The following is a 15,773-nucleotide window of genomic DNA, read 5'->3' as shown; positions in this document are numbered from 1 at the left end:
ATGCAGAAATTTTAGACAGAGTGAAGATCTTATAAAAACTCAATGTCCTTGACAATCCCTCACCTCAGTTGAGTCTATTTAAGGGTTGCAGTTCTGGTATGCCAGTGGTTTACCCTGTCGGGTTTATCCCACTGATTGAGGCGATCGTCTCCGCAAGCTTGATCATGCTTCTTTCTTTATTATGAAGCGAACTTTACGTTCCTAGGGGCAATCGCGCCCAATTTTCAGGATTAGCTGACATCTGAAGCGATCGGCAGGAAACATAATTTCACTGGAAAGGTAGAAAATTCAAAGACAAAACGGTAGATAACAAGTTAACAACAATTTGTAACGGTCTGGCGGCAACTTGAAACAATCGACGGAATTCTAAAAGGAAAGAAACTATGCTGAACAGCAGCAGTTTTCTGGTTGCTTCTTTTTCTCTCCCCACACCGTGACTAACCCTAGAATTCGCACCCATCGCCGTCGTCGGTATCATCAACGCCGATTGACCTACGTTCCTCAGACCTTCAGCCTGAAGCGGGTTCATTGGATTTTAACCGCTCCCCTGCTGGTCGTTGCTCTGTCCCTGGCCCTCACAAGGCAGCGCGTCATTGCTAATACCTTTGAGCAGCCCATTCCTCAAAAAGCGTTTCTCAGTCCTGCCTGGGTTCCCACCCTGGCGCAGGCAACCATTCCAGTTCCGCTCACTCGTCAAGGCGGGCAGATCACGCTCAATGGTCGTCCGCTCGACGCGATTTGGAGCCAGCGACAGCAGCAAATTGGCATCAGCGATGCTGCCTTAGCCCGCAGGTTCGGCGTCAATCTTCTGAGCAGCAACGACGAAACTCAGCAGCCGATCGAGTGGTTTTCTAATACTGCCGATGGCACACAGGCTCCGCTCAAGCTAAGCACTTGGCTGACCGAGCAATATCGCTATCTCAATATCTCGACTCTGGCGCAACAGTTTGGCTGGGAGATGCAGATATCAGGGGCAAATCTGCAAATCAACACCCCGCCCGCAAAAATTTTGTCTGTCCGGCAGGGGCGGCAGTCCTGGGGCGATCGCATTGTGATTGATCTCGATCGGGCAACGCCCTGGCAAATCAGCGAAGAAGGCAATGCAGCCGTCATTACTCTCGATGCCCCGATCGCGCCTGCCTTGCTGCGGGGGTTTTCAGGGCGACCGGGCAGCTATATCCGAGGATTGAATGTGGCAAGCAGCGGCGATCGCACCGTGATCCGCCTCCGGTTTGCTGATGCTGCCCGTCCAAGGGTCTGGTCGCTGAATAATCCCAACCGGATTCTGGTTGACATCCGTGCCGATGCGCTGCAAGAGCAGAGTATTGCCTGGTCGCCGGGAATGCGCTGGGCTCAGCAGTATGTCAATTTGGGCGGCGATCGCTTTCCGGTGGTTGCGCTAGAAATTGATCCCCGCAGTTCAGAAGTGCAGCTCAAGCCAATCTGGGGCAATCCAGACATGAAGGGCACCCAGCCTTTGGTGACAACGGCTCAGCGATCGCAGGCAGCCGCAGCTATTAACGGTGGATTTTTTAACCGCAATAATCAATTGCCTTTGGGCGCAATTCGACGAGACGGGCGCTGGATGTCGGGTCCAATCCTGAATCGGGGCGCGATCGGCTGGGATGAAAACGGCAATGTCACGATCGCACAGCTCAGCATTCAGGAAACCCTCCTTGCTGGCAACGGCAATCGAATCACGCTGCGATCGCTCAACAGTGGCTTTGTCAATGCAGGCACAGCCCGATATACGCGAGAGTGGGGAGCCAGCTATACGCCAATCCTCAATAACGAAGTGGTTATGACGGTGCAGAATAATCAAGTCGTGCGGCAGCAGCAAATGGGTCTTGCCGGACAAACGCCGGTTTCTATTCCTTCAGACGGTTACTTGCTCGTCGTGCGATCGGATAGAACTGCCTCGGAAGCCCTTAGAGCTGGAACTTCTGTCCAGATCGAGATGGCAGTCCAGCCGGATAACTTTAGCCGCTACAGCCAAATTTTGGGGGGTGGTCCAGTCCTCATGCTTGATGGGCAAATTGTGCTGAATCCAACAGCAGAGCAGTTTTCAACCGCCTTTATTCAGCAGGCTGCTTCTCGAAGCGTGATTGCAACGACTGGGGCAGGTAAACTCATGCTCATCACCGTGCATAACCGCATTGGGGGCGCGGGTCCAACCCTTGCAGAAACTGCACAGATCACACAGCAGCTTGGCGCAATGAACGCCCTCAATTTAGACGGAGGTAGCTCAACGTCCCTTTATCTTGGAGGTCAGTTAATCGATCGTCCTGCCAGCACTGCTGCCCGGGTCCACAACGGAATTGGCGTATTTGTGCAGCCTAGGCTGTAGTTATGCCGAAGCTGTGCCGAAGTTATGCCGAGGTTTGGCAATGCAGCCGCTTGCGTTCTAAGTAATCCTTCGGTTGCGGCAAAAAGTTTCATAAAGTCAGACTGGCTCTGACGGCTTAGATTGTAAAGAGGGTATGTGAATTGAATGAACTGGAGGCAATTGTCTTGGGGCAGCTTAGATGACTTTGCTATATTCACTCCAGAACGGCAATTCACGTCATGCTTGTTCTCTCCCCGCTCAAACTCGCCCTCAGGATTGGATCGCTGTTTTGAATCGATCGTCTCATCCAAAGCTGCAAACTGGCTCCCTCGTCTGTTCTTGTCAGTCCTACTCGCCCAACTCCTACAAATCCTTGCCCTCTCAACTTCCAGCCCTACAGATTCCAGCCCTATCAATTTCCAGCCGTTAAGCATTCAACTTAGCTTTGTCAGCATTGGAGGAAAAAAGTCGTGGCTCAAGCCAAAGAAGCAACTAAATCGGCAGCCCTGAGTCTGACCAGCCCTGTAAATGCTCCCAGCATTGCAGCAACAGAACTTCGCCCTTGGGGAGCGTTTACGGTTCTGGAAGAAGGGCAGGGCTACAAGATCAAGCGCATTGAAGTAAAACCGGGACATCGCCTCAGCCTACAGATGCACCACCACCGTAGTGAACACTGGATTGTTGTATCGGGCACAGCGCGAGTTATTTGCGGTGACGAAGAAAAGCTGGTGTTCTGCAACCAGTCCACCTATGTGCCTGCCTGCACCCAGCACCGCCTGGAAAACCCCGGAGTCATTCCCCTCGTGCTGATCGAAGTGCAAAACGGTGAGTACCTGGGCGAGGATGACATCATTCGCTTTCAGGATGACTACGCCCGCGAAAAATAGACGAATCTCGCAGTTCTGTCGATCGGCGTTCGACGAATTCAAACAATTGAGACGTTGGCTTGGGGGCAGTAAGCCCCTTTTTTTAATGTTCGCAAACCGTCACGGAATTTCTGGCTCTCCTTGACGCAGGATTTCTAATTCTCCTTGGCACAGGGAAAATAATGATCGCTTTACTCCGTATGAATAGAAAGTGTGAATAGAAAAAATCGATCGCAGTAAGATAGTGAACGATAAAAACCGCGAAAAGAAGATAGCAAAGACTATGATTCACCTGAGCCAGGCGGCAGTGACCGAAGTAAACCGCATCCAGGCACAATCAAGCAAGGCTCAACCTTTATTTCGGCTGAGCGTTCAGGCAGGAGGCTGTGCGGATTTGCATTACGTGCTGGAACTGGACAAGCAGCAGCAGTCAGGGGATCAAATCATTCACTGCGATGGAGTGCAGATTGTGATCGATTCCCAGAGCCTGCAATACCTGAAAGGACTGACGCTGGACTATACCGAAGACCTGATGGGCGGCGGCTTTCGCTTTCACAATCCCAATGCAGTGCAAAACTGTGGCTGCGGCAATTCCTTTTCGATCGCGCCGTCATCTTAAGTCTAGAAAGCAGCCAGTCTAAAATTAGCCGTTGTGCCTCAATGCCTGTTCTTATTTCTTTGGCAGGGGCTGTTCTGGCGCATCTATCAACAGCGTCGTGGGCGGAGCCGTTGCTAACGGATCAAACTTAGAAGCTCGAATTCGATCGCCTGTCTCCTTAATAAAGCTGGCGATCGGCACGGAAATAATCAGCCCTAAACCGCCTGCAATCTTCAAACCAATAAACAGCGAAATTAGCATCCAGACAGGATTCAGCCCAGTAATGTCGCCAATAATGCGCGGACCCACTACGTTGTCATTAATTTGCAGCACGATCAGCGCAATCAGCAGCACCTTGACGCCAAGCCAGAAATTTTGCAGGGCAAGCAGCAGACTCACCACGATAATGCTGCTTACGCCACCCAGGGGCACTAGGCTACAGGCTCCAATCACCACACCAAACAGCAGCGCGAGCGGCACACCCAGAATAAACAGCGTCGTGGTCTGCTCAACGCTCAAAATCGTTGCTAGCGTTACCTGACCCACGATAAACCGCTCAAAGTTGTCCGGCAGAAATTCGCGAATCTGTGTATTCCACTGTGCCGGGAGCCAGCTCAGTAGCCCCGTCCACAAACTCTCCCCTCGCAGCACCAGAAACGCCGCAAACACGATCGTCAAAAACACATTCACAATGCTGCCGATCGCCCCAAATACCAGACTCACGAGCTGTCCGGTCAAGAGCCGCAGGGTGCGCGAGAGCCGATCGCCCAGCTGGGCAATATTCTGCACCACGTTTTCCCGAATGTCGATCGGGAGCTGCTGCTCGGCTGCCCAGGTTTCCAGACTGTTGAGCTGCTGCCGACCCGACTCGATCCATTCCGGCAAGCGTGTCAGCAGTTCGTTTGCCTGTCGCAGAATTAGCGGACCCAGGAAAAAGCCCAGCGTAATCAGCAAAAAGATGAACACTAGAAAAACCAGTGTCACCGAAATGCCTCTGGGCATATTGAGCTGTGCTAGAAACCGAATCGGATAATCGAGCAGGAAGGCGATCACCGTTGCTGAAATTAAAATGCTGACAAGGGGTTCCAGCTCTCGCACCACGAGCAGCAGCAGCCAACCATTCAGAAACAGAAGTGGAAACGCCAATCCCCAAGTGATAAAGCGTGGGACTCGGCTGAGGGCTTGAAACATAGAATGCAACCGAACAAGCTGGAGCAAGACTCCAAGAAGATTATGGATTTAAGAATGCCATATTTCTCTAGGATCTGGCAGTTACCCAAAGTCAGAACTTGGACGAGTTCATCGCGCTAGCCCTGACCCAATTTTTCCAGAGCGGCTTCTGCCTGAGCCAGACCATCCCGGTTATTTTGCTGCTCATAAAGGTCGCGGGCTTGCCGAAATGCAACGATCGCCTCATCAGCGCGGTTTCGTCCTTGAAGGGCTTGACCTAGATAGAAATGCGCATCGGCATCCTGCGGTACGAGTTCAGTCAGTTCCCGGTAGGTAACGATCGCCAGCAAATAGTTTTGCTGCTCCAGATAAAGCTGACCCAGTTCAACATAAGCCTCTTTCAGATTGGGCTGCACCGAGATTGCCTGCTGATAAAGGGCGATCGCCTGCTCAACATTTCCCTGTGCCTGATAAACATCAGCAATCTGCATGCGGATCACACCGTTGCGCGGCTCTAGATCTGAAGCCCGCTTCAGCGCATCCATGCCTGCCTGAGTATTGCCCAGATTCAGCAGCGCGACACCCAGATTAAGCTGAATACTGCCGCGACGGGCATCCAACCGAGCCGCCTGCTGAAGTGCCTGAAGTGCGTCCTGATAGTCTCCTTTTTGTAGGTAGGCAGAGCCGATCGACTCATAAATGCGCGCATTGTTAGGACGCAGAGCCAGCACCCGCTGATAGGCTGCGATCGCGCCTTCCAGATTGCCCTGACGTGCCAGCACAATTCCTAGCCCCAGATAGGCATCGACATTATTGCGATCGATCTGGGTTGCGCGCTCATAAGACTGTGCCGCGTTTTGATAGTTGCCCAAGCTTGCCTGACTGAACCCCAGCGCATAGTAGAAGTCGGCGTTGTCTGATTCTAGAGAAATTGCCTTCTCATAGGCTTCTGCGGCTGCCTGAAAGTTGTTTTGTCGCGCCTGAAGAAAACCGATCGCCGAAAAAATTCGAGCATTGTCTGGGGCGAGCGTGGCGGCTTGCTGATAAACCTCGACCGCCTGGGACAGGTTGCCTGCCCGCACCAGATTTTGTCCTTGCTCAAAGAGCTGATTTAGCCGCTCGTCGTTATCCGCAGCGGTCGTTTGAGCCAGACCAGGCTGGGCGATCGTCAGCAGGGGGGGTACGCTAGCAAGACTCGCCGAAAGCAAAACGCCAACAGTGAATAGAGTAGGGCGGCGCAAGGGTAAAAAGTTCATCTAGAATCAACTTGTCAATGTGAGGACAACCAATAGATGATTCTATCAACAACCGATGTCATTCAAGGCGCGATCGTCCAGTCCTATTTGGGAGTTGTAACGGCAGAAGTGGTCTACGGTGCAAATGCACTGCGCGATTTCTTTGCTGGAATTCGGGATATCATCGGCGGACGCACTGCCAGCTATGAGCGGGTGTTTGAGCGAGGACAGCAAGAAGCCCTGGACGAACTGGCAAGACGGGCAGAACAGCTAGGAGCCAATGCCGTGATTGGAATCAAAGTAGACACAGGCACGATTAGCCTCGATCAGGCAGGTAGCCTGCTATTGATTACGGCAACAGGTACGGCAGTCTATTTTCAAAGTCCGCAGTGAGTCAGCAAGCAAATCAACAGAAACCATGTTATCCGTCAGGTAAGCAGTCTTCCCGGCTCTTGTCCCTGACTTGCACCAAAGCTGAACCGTTACGCTTCTAGCTGCTTCTAGCTAAGCCTTTATATAAGAATGCCTAGAACAGGATCTATCCTGCGAGAGATTAAGCTTTTCTTCATTCTTAGGATATGCTTTGGACGAAATAGTGAATCCATTAACCCCCGACTAGCCTGTAGGTTGGGGGATTTTGTCGTTCTTCTTTTTCGATCGCGCTTTTCCCTTCGAAACAAAGAGAATCTGCCTTTAGCTAGAGTGTCATTCGATTAACCCTTCGTCACAATCAGGCAAGTGCCCCTTACTCCAGAGAAGCCCCCGGTTCAGGTCAGCCGGGGGCTTTTGTTCGTTGAGAAGCTTGTGGACGGACTAGAGAATAGCGTCCTGATGGCATTCCGGCTCCCATTGGTGAAGCGTAAAAAGAACATTGACGGTACTGGGTTTGCCCCCTACTATGATTATTATTAGATTAAAGTAAACAAATATTAAGAACAGGCTGTTACCACTCTCATTTTTGCTCTGCCGCATTAGCTTGCTCTGCCGCATTAGCTTGCTCTGCTGTACGAACTCGTTGAGAGGGCTTTTTCAGTCCATTTCTTTCCCTATCTCAACCCGTTTCTAAATCGCGTCAATGTCCAAACAAGCTGATAAAAATTATTCGGTTCGAGTTCTGTTTAGCGTTCTGGCAACCCTGCTGATCACGGTTTTGTCTTGGTCGATCGCTCCTGTCGCTCACGCCTACAACAATCCTGAGCTGCTTCCTGATCATCAAACCCCAGTAATTGATCTGGCAGACTCTCTCACCACGACTCAGCAAGAGACATTAGAGCAGGATTTAGCCCAGTTTGAGGATGAGACAGGCTGGAAACTGCGGGTATTAACTCAGTACGATCGCACACCAGGGCGAGCTGTCAAAGACTTTTGGGGGCTGGACAACCACAGCGTGATGCTGGTAGCTGACCCGCGCGGTGGCAATTTGCTCAACTTCAGCGTTGGAGATGATCTCTTTAATTTAATGCCACGCACTTTCTGGATCGAGCTGCAAACGCGCTACGGCAATCAGTTCTTTGTACGAGACAACGGGGAAGATGCCTCGATTCTGGGTGCGCTGGGCTCGATTAAAACCTGTATCCGGCAGGGGGGCTGCCAAGTTGTACCGGGGCTTCCGCGAGAGCAGTGGATTCTCACCCTGATTACTTCGCTGATTGGCGGCGTGGTGTTTGGCTTTGCCGCTCAGCCGCGTGGCTCAAAGCAAGCCTTCTCCTGGCAGTGGGCACTGATTTTTTCACCGCTTTGGGGCATTTTATTTATTGCCTTTGGCATTGGACCTGTTGTGACCCGGACTTCAGACTGGCTCCCTCTCTTCCGCAACATTGCCGGATTTATGCTGGGCGCGCTGGTTGCATACCTGTCCCCCATGCTTCGTAATTCATCTTCAACCTCTGAAACCTGATGTTGCTCAATGACTCTCAAGGGGAAACTGCTTCCCGCTGCCCATTGAATCACTCCTTTAAGCTTGGACAGCAGACTGAATTCCGCGTATGATCTAGCAGGTCTGCGGTCTAATGCAAATGTCTCGATCGCTTTTTCGATCGCAATCTGCTCATTCCGCCTGCATCAGTCGTCTGCATTTTCGGGGTAGTGATGGAGTGGCATATCACCGATGCTGAAAGTCTCAGAATCATTGATACCGAAATCGGTGAGCATTCCTTTTCACCTTCGGAATATGAGATTGTACGTCGGATTATTTACGCAACGGCTGACTTCGAGTACAAGTCGTTGATTCGCTTTTCAGATCAAGCTCTACAAGCCGGAGCTGCTGCCCTCGCTGCCCGCAGTACGATCGTGGTCGATGTGCCAATGGTGCAGGTCGGAATCGCGCCGCTTATTCAAAGCACGTTTTCCAATCCAGTTTATTGCAGCATGGATGCACTCACTCGTCCACAGCGCGAAAAAACCCGCGTTGCCTGGGGTATCGAAACGCTGGCACATCGCTACCCAGAGGGCATTTTTGTCATTGGACAGGAACAAACCGCCCTAATTGAGCTAGTGAAATTAATCGAAACCGAAGAAATCAAGCCCGCCCTGGTGATTGGTACGCCTGCCGGATTTGTGGGGGTGGGCAAGGCAGTGGAGCGGTTAAAAGATTCGCTCGTGCCCTATATCCACATTCAAGGACGCAAGGGAAGTGCAGTGGTTGCGGCGGCGATCGTCAATAGCTTAGTTGACCTGGCGTGGCAGGCATACGGTAAGGACAATTAAATCAGCGAGGCGAATGAACTAAAGCCGAACTAAGGCTAATTGTCTCGCAGATCATCAGGATAGGAATCAAGCTGGAGCGGAGGCCTGCGCGGGGAGCGACGAGACTGCCGATCAGGGTTAGCACGATTGCCGCGAGAGCGATTTCGGTAACGCTCCGTTCTGGCTCCAGGGTCGTCAAAACGATCGTATGGCTCGTTGTTTGCAAGTCGATCGCCGTATCGATCGTCATTTTGGTTGCCCAGTTCCCCAGAATAATCGTCGTATCGCTGATCAAATCGATCGCTGCGCCGCTCCTGGAAGGAATCGTCAAAGTCCTGCGCTGACCGCTCCATGCGCTGACAGAGTTCAGCAAAAATTTGCCGCTGCAAATAGGGATAGTCAGACACCCAGAGGTCATAGTCAAGCAAATAGACATCTGAAATTTTGGAGATCAGGCTGAGATCGCGCCGATCGGACATCACTACCAGAGCTGCGCGATCGCCCGGACGAATGCCCCGATGTTCACGCTGAAGCGGCACCTGAATTTTTGTACCAAAGCCGCTATCGTCACCAATCTCCAAGTTGAGGCAGCGTTCCCGGTTTTCAATCACTACCAGATCGCCGCGCTTATTCACAGTTTCTTCTGTGCCGATCAGTTCTTCGCTAAAAAACACATCCAGGACTTCTGCCTGCAAAAAGCCGCTATATTTATATCGCCGACAAGCCAGATTTCGCTGCGTGGAAAAAAAGATGGGCGACCACAGCCAGTAAAACGCTGTCGCAAAACCAAGCATGAAAAAGATATTCCGAAACGCCCCGCCCAGAAGAAATTCAATTAGAACGATCGCCACCACCGCCGTCAGCGAAAACAGAAATCGCCGCAAAAAGTCTGAAGGTTTGCCCCAGTAATACTTGTACTGTCCTCCGGTAGCAAAGATTGGAATCAGTTCCTCAAATTTCTTGCGCGTTAAAGGAATCAACATAGCCTGAAGATGCGATCGGTTAACCGGAAAATGACGGAATCACTGCTCTGAGCCTAGCATCAGTCTGTTTGATTTGCCCCTAATCTACTCCTGATCTGCCCGCTTCCCCCTCAACTTCCCCTCAACTTCCTCCACCCCACGAACCTCAAAACCTATTAAGCCGGAAAGAGTTCAGTGCAAAAGGTAAATTTACGGATTTCTGATTCGTCGAGCCGCCGTTTCTCGTATAACTTCCGTACTTGTCTCGACGTGATAAGGCGTGGGGAAAAGACACAATGAATTCACTTCTGGAGAACGCACTCAGAAAAACTGAACAACTAGGGGGCAATTTGGTTGTACAGGTTCTTCTGGTTAAAGCGCGTCCTTACAGGTGAGACTGCCTGACCTTGGGGGCTTATAGGGTCAGGCAATTTTTTTGTCTTTTCTCACGGTATATCCTTCTCAACATAACTGCGCTCGGCAAGTGACTGAATCCTGGAGCGTATGGAGGCGCGTGAAAAGACCTGGCAGGGTGAAGCGAATATAACTTGTCTGGTTAGTTTACCTCTGGCAATGATTCGTCAAGTAATTTAATCCATTAAGCAATACGGGCAAATCGAAGTTCTGGAGAGCTTTTCAATCGTTGGCTTCGATCGTCAGCCTACAAAAAATTCCCTAAAGCCGGAGTGCAAGACGCTAAATCAGCTTCTCTCTTCAGGTAGGAGTTAAGATATTTCCAGGGTAGTAGTTCCAGGGTTATAAGTTCAGTCGGCATTTCTCCTCAATTCCTTTTCGGTCTGATTTCTACCCTTAAAAGCGGCATTTCTCAGCCTTCTTTGCAAAGAATTTGTTGCAAAGGATAAGTGATGAGTAAAACAGCTCAATCTGGTTGATCAAACAGTTCGATCGAACGCCAGTTCAAACGTCAGGAGTGGGCAATACAACCCGTTCCTGAAAAGACCTGTTTGTTATAAACAATTAGCAGTTTTTTAGAAAATTAATCCAGTTAGGAGCAATGAACGCCAGGATTCAAAGCAGATTTTTTTGAGTTCGGAACTTTAGGTCTGATGATTTTGACATGAGGAAGTTATTAAGCTGCTACTTCTGTCAATCAAAATATCCGAATTCAGTAACGCGATAAATCTAAGCCCGATCGAAACAAGTTTTTATCGTTGCATCCGTTTTATTTTCCTTTTTTAAATTCCTATGGATACTCAGGAGTCGTTGCTGTTTCCAATGGGTCTGTTCTCTCCTTTTCCTCAACCGTCAAGCGACAAAAGGCACAGTGGTGCTACAGAGCCAATTGCTTCGCCGTTACCTGAGGGGGAAATCGAGCAGTTTTTTACCTATGCGGGTAACCCTCTAGCAATCATCAGATTTGATGGTAGTTTGCAGCAGATTAACCCTGCTTTTCGCAACCTGTTCAAAAACTTCCAGTTAGAAATTACTTCCTCCTGGTTTGACCTCATTCACCCAAGCGATCGGGCGACTGTGCTAGAGCAGTGGCAGGCATTGATTCAATCTGGAGGGGCAGGGCAAATCGAGAGCCGCCTGGGGAATCAGGGCAGCCTCAATCATTCCGTAGGAGAAACGGTAAGCGATCGCTGGTTTGCCTGGCAAATGACTCCCATGGTCGAACAGCAGTTGGTCTACATCGTGGGGCAGGATATCAGCCAATATCAGCGGGCAGAAACTGAGTTGCGTCAGCGTGAGGAGCGATGGGTGCTGGCACTTGACGAGCGGAAAGCGTTAGAAGCGGCACTCCAGCAGGCAAACCAGGAGCTAGAACGGCGCGTTGCGGAACGAACTGACCAGCTCCAGCAGGCAAATGCAGCTCTGACGGAGCGAGAAGCCCTTTATCGAACACTGGCACAGCACATTCCCAATGGAGCTGTTCTCCTTTTTGATCGCGATTTACGCTATCTGCTGGTCGAAGGCGATGGACTCAAACAAGTGAACCTCGATCGCTCAAACCTGGTTGGCAAAACGCTATCGGCAGCCTTTCCGCCTGACGTTTGTGCGGCGATCGAACCCTACTATCGGGCAACGCTAGCAGGGCAGTCAATGGCGTACGAAATGCCGTTTCAGGATCAGATTTATGAGGTACACACTGTTCCAATTCACAACGAACAAGGTGAAATTTTTGCAGGAATGGTGCTGACTCAAAATATTACCGATCGCAGCCGCAGTGAAGTGCTCCTGGCAACGCAAAATTACATCCTGGAGCTTATTACAGCGGGTGCCTGTCTGAGTGAAGTGCTAGAAACCTTGGCGCAATTGATCGAAACCCAGTCGAATGAAGCAATTTGCTCGATTTTGCTGCTGGATGACACGACCAATAAACTCTATATGGCTGCCAGCCCTAGTTTGCCACAAAGCCTCTGCTATGACCTTGCTGACGGAGTTTTGGGCAACTCGATCGACACCATTTGCGGCACAGTTGCCCATACCCATCAGGCAGTAATTGTTTCTGATATTGATGCTGAGGATCGCTGGGCGGCAAGTCGGATGCTGCTTCAGCAGTACAATCTGAAAGCCTGCTGGTCTACCCCAATTCTGGACAGCCAAGGCAGAGTGTTAGGTACATTTGCCCTTTATTACCGCACGCCACGCCAGCCGGATGCTACTGAACAGCGGTTAATCACGATCGCCTCTCACTTGGCAGGTGTTGCGATCGAACGGCAGCGATCGGGTGCAGCCCTGAAACAGCGGGAAGATCAGCTCCGGCTGATCACAGAAACCATTCCACAGCAGGTATGGACAGCAACCCCTGACGGTCACATTGATTACTACAACCAGCGATGGTGTGAGTTCACTGGGAAGGCGGTCGAACAGCTCCAGAATGACGGCTGGACAGAAATTGTGCATCCAGATGATTTAGCACAAATTACCCAGACGTGGGCTGCCTCAGTAAAAATGGGCACGGAGTACCAGGCAGAGGCAAGACTACGGGCAGCCAACGGAGAATATTGCTGGATTTTAGGACAGGCACGTCCGCTACGAAATCAGCAGGGTCAAATCGTGAAATGGTACGGCACGAATACCGATATCACCGATCGCAAGCAGGCAGAAGCCTCCCTCCAGGAGAGCGAACAGCGGCTTCAGGCAATTCTAAATCAGTCCGAAGCGGTAATTTATCTCAAAGATACCGAGGGGCGGTATTTGCTGGTCAACCGCCAGTATGAAATGCTTTGTCAGCAGACCCAGGCGCAGCAGGGTCAAACCAACGATGCAGGGCGTGAGTCGGAAGCCACTGATTTGTTCTGGTCACACGATCGCGATGTTTTAGAAGCCGGAACGCCGCTCAAGTTTGAAGAAAGGCTCTACCTGCCGGACGGTGTGCACACTTACCTCTCGGTGAAATTTCCCTTGGTCAATGTGGATGGTATACCCTACGCCGTTTGCAGCATCGCGACTGACATCACCGATCGCAAGCAGATCGACCTAGAGCGCGAACGCTTCGCCGAGCAGAGCTATGGCCTTCTGCAACAAGAGCAAACTGCCCGTGCTCAGGCAGAACAGGCAAACCGAATCAAAGATGAATTCTTAGCCGTGCTGTCTCACGAACTGAGAACGCCCCTGAACCCGATTCTAGGCTGGTCGAAGCTGCTGCAAAATCGACAACTCAGTCCAGATAAAGTGCAGCAAGGGCTGGAGGCGATCGAACGCAATGTCAAGCTTCAGGCACAGCTCATTGATGACCTGCTCGACATTTCGCGAATCTTGCGCGGCAAGCTGGTACTGGAAATGACGCCTGTTGATTTAGCTGACCCGATCGCCGCCGCTCTCGAAACCGTACGGCTTGCTGCCGAAGCGAAGGCAATTCAGCTCACAACGCAGTTTGATGCGCCGATACAGCGTGTATTTGGGGACACGGGCAGACTGCAGCAGGTGATGTGGAATCTGCTTAGTAACGCCATTAAGTTCACACCCCAGGGCGGAAAAGTCACCGTGCGGCTGTCGGTTCCATCAGAACTTGCTGCCTCAGAACCCCATGCCCTGCTGGCTCCATCCTCCCCTAGCTCCCCTGACTCCCTCCCTTCTCCTCTGGAGTCCCTAGAGCAAAAACCACCCACCTGTCAAATTCCCTTCGTCCGGATTCAGGTTGCGGATACCGGAAAAGGCATTAGCCCTAAGTTTTTGCCCCACGTATTTGAGCATTTTCGGCAGCAAGACAGTTCAACGACCCGGCAATTTGGCGGCTTAGGCTTAGGGCTAGCGATCGTCCGCCAGTTGGTCGAAGCGCACGGCGGCACGATTTCTGTGGAAAGTGCAGGCGAAGGACAAGGGACAACCTTCTCGATTTATTTGCCCCTGATGCTAATGGCTGAGCGGGCAAACGATCGTCAACCCAGCGGGCAAACCGCACCCAATCTACAAGGAGTGCGAGTCCTCCTGGTGGATGACGATGTCGATACTCAAGCATTGATTGCCTATCTGCTCGAACAGCAGCAGCTTTGCGTTACTCCGGTCAGCTCTGCCCTAGAAGCGTTAGCGGCACTGGAGCGATTGAGCTTTGATGTCTTGATCAGCGACATTGGGATGCCCGGAATGGACGGCTATACCCTGATGCGCCGGCTTCGGACACTGCCCGATCGTCAGAGCAGCAATCTTCCGGGAATCGCGTTGAGTGCTTACGCCAGCGATACAGATCAGCAGCAGGCACTTGCCGCAGGATTTCAGCAACACCTTGCCAAACCGCTTGCCCTAGAAACGCTTACCCAGGCGATCGCAGCACTGGTCAAGCCCTCAGGAACTCTGGCAAGCCCTATCCCTCAAAACTGCATATAGTCCGGGAAGCCTTTAATGCGCTTCGATTCGGGACGCTGATACGTCAGAGCCTTGCTGGTTTGTTTCTGAAGACCAACGATCGCCTCCGCCATTTTGACGGCTGCCGCCACCGCGTCAATAATGGGAATTTCGAGCCGCTCTTCCAGTGCTTTATCGAGTCCGCTCATTCCGGCACAGCCCAGACAGAGAGCTTCAGCTTTGTCTTCGGTAATGGCTAACCGTCCGGCAGTTTCCAGAGCATCGATCGTGGCCTGACGAGCCGTTTCGGTTTCGATTACCGATAAGCCCGTGGTGCGAATCGAAACACAGCGGTGGGAAAACCCAGCCCGATGAATCGTTTTCTCGATCATGTCGAGGGCACGATGCATCGTCGTCACTACGCCCCAGCGAGCCGCCACCATATTCGCCACATACATACTTGCCTCTGCAATGCCAACCACGGGCTTAGTCGTCAGCTCTCGCGCCGCTTCCACCCCCGGATCACCCCAGCAAGCAATCACAAACGCATCAATTTCATCGCCCGACAAAATCACTTCTTCCAAAATGCCGGGAATCGCCAGATACTCGTCGTAATAGCCCTCGATCGACTCCGGACCCGCCTTTGGCTGCGTGGTAATAATTTCCGTCTGAGGCGAGCGGACTGCCTGAGCCGATTCATCAATGCCCCGCGTCATTGGCTCAAAGGTGTTTCCGTTAATCACTTTAATTCGCATCGCCAGTTTGCCGAAGCTGCTTAAACACAAGCTGAATCCCCAACGCCAGCAGCCCGATCGCCGCGATCAAAAAGATTCCGGTTCCCATGGTGCTAATGCCGACCACAAGCGTTCTTACGGCTGCTCCAATTCGGGCTGCCAGCATATTTGTAGAAGAAAGCGGCTTTGCCGCAAACGAGGAAACAATCGATTGCGTGAGCAGATACAGCACATAGGCAAATCCTGCGGCGATCGCCGATCCGGTAAAGCAGCGCAGGGGCGTCGGCGGCACATAGCCTGAACTGTCGGTTGTTTTATTTAGCTTAGAAGGGGAACTGCTTTCTACCGCGCTTTGTCCAGACGGTTGAGGGGTTGGCTCGGTCATAACAATATCTCCAGAAAATAAAGGCGAGGGCAGATTGAACTCAGCCTCCTTTCCTTATCTTAT

General features: G+C 51.5%; 14 protein-coding genes. 9 read left to right on the top strand and 5 right to left on the bottom strand.

The window, feature by feature from the left end:
- The first annotated feature begins 433 nt into the window (after positions 1–433).
- The 4 genes from NDA02_RS09565 to NDA02_RS09550 all read left to right on the top strand — a co-directional run bounded on the left by NDA02_RS09565 (position 434) and on the right by NDA02_RS09550 (position 3,811).
- Entirely contained in the window at positions 434–2,347 is a 1,914-nt protein-coding gene (locus NDA02_RS09565) for a phosphodiester glycosidase family protein (RefSeq protein WP_190794227.1), read from the top strand.
- 178 nt (positions 2,348–2,525) lie between these two features.
- The gene (locus tag NDA02_RS09560; protein ID WP_190794226.1) at positions 2,526–2,756 is read left to right on the top strand and encodes a hypothetical protein; all 231 of its coding nucleotides are present in this window, start codon (positions 2,526–2,528) and stop codon (positions 2,754–2,756) included.
- Positions 2,757–2,796: 40 nt separating this feature from the next.
- A complete protein-coding gene (locus tag NDA02_RS09555; protein WP_190794225.1) occupies positions 2,797–3,213 on the top strand; it encodes a cupin domain-containing protein in 417 nt (138 codons plus the stop codon).
- Between the two features lie 262 nt (positions 3,214–3,475).
- Positions 3,476–3,811, top strand: coding sequence for an iron-sulfur cluster assembly accessory protein (locus NDA02_RS09550; protein WP_190794224.1), 336 nt, complete (start codon positions 3,476–3,478; stop codon positions 3,809–3,811).
- Between the two features lie 51 nt (positions 3,812–3,862).
- On the opposite strand, the gene NDA02_RS09545 is transcribed toward NDA02_RS09550, so the two are convergent.
- Together NDA02_RS09545 and NDA02_RS09540 are read right to left on the bottom strand one after the other, a co-directional pair.
- The gene (locus NDA02_RS09545; RefSeq protein ID WP_190794223.1) at positions 3,863–4,981 is read right to left on the bottom strand and encodes an AI-2E family transporter; all 1,119 of its coding nucleotides are present in this window, start codon (positions 4,979–4,981) and stop codon (positions 3,863–3,865) included.
- A 116-nt stretch (positions 4,982–5,097) separates the two neighbouring features.
- On the bottom strand, positions 5,098–6,216 hold the full coding sequence (locus NDA02_RS09540) for a tetratricopeptide repeat protein (RefSeq protein WP_190794222.1): 1,119 nt from the start codon (positions 6,214–6,216) through the stop codon (positions 5,098–5,100).
- A 36-nt stretch (positions 6,217–6,252) separates the two neighbouring features.
- On the opposite strand from NDA02_RS09540, the gene NDA02_RS09535 reads away from it, so the two are divergent.
- From NDA02_RS09535 to NDA02_RS09520, 4 genes are all read left to right on the top strand, one after another.
- The gene (locus tag NDA02_RS09535; RefSeq protein WP_190794221.1) at positions 6,253–6,588 is read left to right on the top strand and encodes a YbjQ family protein; all 336 of its coding nucleotides are present in this window, start codon (positions 6,253–6,255) and stop codon (positions 6,586–6,588) included.
- Positions 6,589–6,933: 345 nt separating this feature from the next.
- Positions 6,934–7,107 carry a hypothetical protein gene (locus tag NDA02_RS09530; RefSeq protein ID WP_190794220.1) on the top strand — a complete coding sequence of 58 codons (174 nt, stop codon included), beginning with the start codon at positions 6,934–6,936 and terminating at the stop codon, positions 7,105–7,107.
- Between the two features lie 163 nt (positions 7,108–7,270).
- On the top strand, positions 7,271–8,092 hold the full coding sequence (locus NDA02_RS09525; RefSeq protein ID WP_190794219.1) for a TPM domain-containing protein: 822 nt from the start codon (positions 7,271–7,273) through the stop codon (positions 8,090–8,092).
- A gap of 191 nt (positions 8,093–8,283) precedes the next feature.
- A complete protein-coding gene (locus tag NDA02_RS09520) occupies positions 8,284–8,901 on the top strand; it encodes a precorrin-8X methylmutase (protein ID WP_190794218.1) in 618 nt (205 codons plus the stop codon).
- 35 nt (positions 8,902–8,936) lie between these two features.
- Here NDA02_RS09520 and NDA02_RS09515 read toward each other — a convergent pair whose 3' ends face one another.
- Complete coding sequence (locus NDA02_RS09515; protein WP_190794217.1) at positions 8,937–9,863, bottom strand: phosphate ABC transporter permease; 927 nt, start codon at positions 9,861–9,863, stop codon at positions 8,937–8,939.
- Between the two features lie 1,185 nt (positions 9,864–11,048).
- Between NDA02_RS09515 and NDA02_RS09510 the strand changes: the two genes are divergently transcribed.
- Complete coding sequence (locus NDA02_RS09510) at positions 11,049–14,633, top strand: PAS domain-containing protein (protein ID WP_348254855.1); 3,585 nt, start codon at positions 11,049–11,051, stop codon at positions 14,631–14,633.
- Here the strand turns inward: NDA02_RS09510 and NDA02_RS09505 are convergent.
- Together NDA02_RS09505 and NDA02_RS09500 are read right to left on the bottom strand one after the other, a co-directional pair.
- Entirely contained in the window at positions 14,618–15,346 is a 729-nt protein-coding gene (locus NDA02_RS09505) for an aspartate/glutamate racemase family protein (protein WP_348246802.1), read from the bottom strand. The genes NDA02_RS09510 and NDA02_RS09505 overlap by 16 nt on opposite strands.
- A complete protein-coding gene (locus tag NDA02_RS09500; protein ID WP_348254854.1) occupies positions 15,336–15,710 on the bottom strand; it encodes a DUF3082 domain-containing protein in 375 nt (124 codons plus the stop codon). The genes NDA02_RS09505 and NDA02_RS09500 overlap by 11 nt, the downstream gene beginning before the upstream one ends.
- Between the last annotated feature and the right edge of the window lie 63 nt (positions 15,711–15,773).

It is taken from the genome of Leptolyngbya sp. ST-U4 (assembly GCF_039962215.1).
Lineage (GTDB): Bacteria > Cyanobacteriota > Cyanobacteriia > Elainellales > Elainellaceae > Leptolyngbya_A.
Note: the sequence above shows the minus strand (reverse complement) of the source record. Positions and strands in the feature narration are given on the sequence as shown.